We start from the raw sequence: 3,100 nt of genomic DNA, 5'->3' as shown, positions 1-3,100 counted from the left end.
TCTGGGCATCAAGATGGCCGTTGACACCATGAGCGCACTTCATCGACGATGTAGATGTCCCACTCATCGTCCGCCATGATCGAGAGTATAGCAATAGGTATACTCTGGCGACTGCGATCTGCGGTAGCGTCGGCGACCCCTCGGCACGCACAAACCCCCGGGCCAGGGACCCTGAGCTCGAGGCGGGACACCGACCCGGCGCCGGCGGCTCGGCCGCGGTGCGATCGATCGGCTGTCGGCTGGTTCACCCGGTGCCGGGGTCGCGCATGGCGCCAAGCTGCATCTCGCGCCGGCACTCGCCGCAGCTTGCTCGCGCCGCTGCGCAGCAGCGGCCAGGCATCGCCGGCACTGCCTTCGTCGCGGGCGGGCTCCGCCGACAGGCGCCCGGACAGTGGAGATAAGGCGGTCGGTACGCTTCGACCACGATCTCACCGCTGGAATCCGTTGCCGAACTTGCATTCGAGCCCTGGGATCCCTCGCAGGCGGACGCAGTACGGAACCAGCTCGGCCCGGTGACCGGCTACCTGCACGGCGTCGGCCGGCGGATGGCGAAGCCGGACTCCGGTACGGCCGAGGAGCCGTACCGGCGGACGCGAGTGCTGCGTGACGCCGCGTCGGGTCAGTTCCTGGGGATTGCCGCGGCCGAGGTCATGCCCGTGCACCCCCAGCGGATCCGGACGCACATCGAGATCGCCGAGCCCTTTCGCCGCCGGGGCCTGGGCCGCGCCGCCGTCGAGCACCTGCGCGCCCTGACCGCCGACGACGGGCGCGGACTCCACTCGCGGGGGGCTCGGGGCTCGGCCGCGCACCGCTTCGCCGCGGCGACCGGTTACCGCGAGGTTCAGCGGAGCCGTGGAATGCGTATCCGTCCGAGGGAGCACTACGGTTCGTCGGGGCGGTTCGACGTTGCGGAGTATCGCGTCGGCCCTGGTACCGAAGGCTCACCTGCTGTACCTGATGAGTGTGTTCGGGCGTACTGGAACGCCTACGAAGCCACGCATGCCCTCTGGGACCCCGTGCGGCCCTCCACGGTCGAGGAGACGAGGCGCAACTTCTTCGTCTCCACTCCGGCGCTGTTTCTGGCTGCGTTTGATCGTGTGACGGGGTGTGCCGCGGGCACGGCGTTCGTCGATCCGCCGGACCTGGGTGCGTTCGACTTCGCCGACGGGACAGGATTCGACGGGTCGTCGGTCGATCCGTTCGACCTTGATGCACGCGAGGCGGTCCAGGACCTGTTGCTGGCTGCGGCGCAGCATTCCCCGGACGGTGAGCTCGTTGCCGAAGTCGACGACGCCTATGCGACGTTGCTCGCAGCAGTCGAGCCGATCATCGTTCGCGTCGAGGCGGACCTTGTCATCTCCGCAACCGACTCACGTGTCCGTGGCGGCGGCACCGGTCACCTCCACTAAGCACCATCGGCGTCATCGGCGAGTTCGCGGACCACGTCGAGGTGGCCGACGTGGCGGGCGTACTCCTGGAGCATGTGGAACAGAATCCAGATCAGTGCCGGGTGGTGGTCGGGAGGGTTGAAGCCGCCACCGCTTCGGGCCGGTTCCTGCAGCCCGGCTGCTGCCACGATCGCGCGGGACCGTGCACACTCGTCCTCGAACAGGGCGCGGACCTCCTGCGCGGTCTCCTCGGCCGCGACGTGCCATTTCTTGGTGTCGGGGTCGTCCTCGCCCCAGATGGGATCCACCTGTTCGGCGGCGAACCCCCAGCGGAACCATCGTCGTTCGACGAATGCGAGGTGTTTGAGCAGGGCGAGCGGGGCCCAGCCGGACGGGAGCCTGCTGGTGCGCAGCTCGTGCTCAGACATGCCGTCGAGCTTGCGCAGCAGCGCGGCACGGTAGTAGTCGAGGTGGGCGAGCAGCAGCTCGCGGGGGTCGGTCAGATCGTCCGGTGGTCGTGCCGCAGGCGTGGGGGAATCGACCATGTGTCGGACGGTAGCGCCGGCCAGGCTCCGCGGTCCACGCGAGTTTCGCCGAGAGTACGGATTTCCGCCGATGCGGCGGGTTGTTCCGGCTGCCTCAGCGGGCGGCCGCTCCGGGTTGCCGCACATGTCACCACTGCCCCCGGCCCTGCGCCCACCGCCTGGCTGCTGGAGGCCCAACGGGTCTCTCCGCGGCGGTGGCGCGGGGATTCGGCAGCGCCTCACGCGGGGCCTGCCGGCCACGCGGTCGGACCCGCCACGTCCGTCAATGACAGGTTGACGATTTCTACTTCGTCAACCTAGAGTTGACGCATGGCTCGACAACGAACCCGTGGGGAACTCTCCGTCATGGAACGTGCGGAACCCGGCGCCGGGGCCCCGGTCGCACGGCCGACCAAGGCCCGGGGAAGCGCCAACCGCCAGCGGGGCGTGAGATGGCGGAGTGCTTGGGGGAGGTGCATGCACTCCTCATCGATGACGGCGGGCTGCGGCCGTGCCCGATCCCGAGATGCAGCAGTGACGGTCCGGGTCCGATTGGTCTTCGGGCCCGGCTGCCGGGTGTGGCGTCTGCTGCCGCGAATGCAGCCGGCGCCGGTCCGCATCGGTTGCGAACGCATACCGCCGGCGTGGCGCCGAAGAACCTGGCGCCCGTGATGACGTGCCGTGATCGCAGGCTGTTTCAGAAAGCCCCCGTGCAGAAGGCGTTGATTGCCTCTGCTGCCTGCGTGGTGCCCGACAAGGATGGCACCGGTTTTGGGGTGGGGGGAAGGCGTGCGCACGGATTGGGTGGGGCCCGACGCATGAGATGACGGTACATCAGATTATCATGATCATTGGTTGAACCAATATGCCGCTTGCGTCACGTATGGTGACCGAGCATCATATTACTGAAAGCAATGAACGGCGCGGTCGGCGCGGAGCGTCGGCCGGCTCCCGGGGGCACCGGCCTGGAGCGCCTCCACCGCCGGGCGACACGGCGGATCTTGCGTGCCTCCCCGTAGATGCCCGTTGTGACCAGCTAGTTGACGCTGAATCGGGACGGCTTGTAGCCAGCTGGGCGCGGATTCCGCAGGCGCGGAGCGCCGGAGGGAGCCGCGCCGCCCCCGGAGGGGGCGCGCAGTGGGTGCGCGTGAGCGCGCCATGGCTACGCCGCGTAGCGGCGTGCGCGGT

Annotated in this window: 2 protein-coding genes; one reads left to right on the top strand and one right to left on the bottom strand. The window is 68.9% G+C overall.

The features are described from left to right. The first annotated feature begins 512 nt into the window (after positions 1-512). Entirely contained in the window at positions 513-1,409 is an 897-nt protein-coding gene (locus BIV57_RS20835) for a hypothetical protein (protein ID WP_071658402.1), read from the top strand. Here BIV57_RS20835 and BIV57_RS20830 read toward each other — a convergent pair. Then, positions 1,406-1,933, bottom strand: coding sequence for a DinB family protein (locus BIV57_RS20830; protein ID WP_071658401.1), 528 nt, complete (start codon positions 1,931-1,933; stop codon positions 1,406-1,408). The two genes, BIV57_RS20835 and BIV57_RS20830, sit on opposite strands and share 4 nt — an antisense overlap. Between the last annotated feature and the right edge of the window lie 1,167 nt (positions 1,934-3,100).

It is taken from the genome of Mangrovactinospora gilvigrisea (assembly GCF_001879105.1).
In the GTDB taxonomy this organism is placed as follows: Bacteria; Actinomycetota; Actinomycetes; order Streptomycetales; family Streptomycetaceae; genus Mangrovactinospora; species Mangrovactinospora gilvigrisea.
This window is presented reverse-complemented; position numbering and strand designations above follow the sequence as displayed.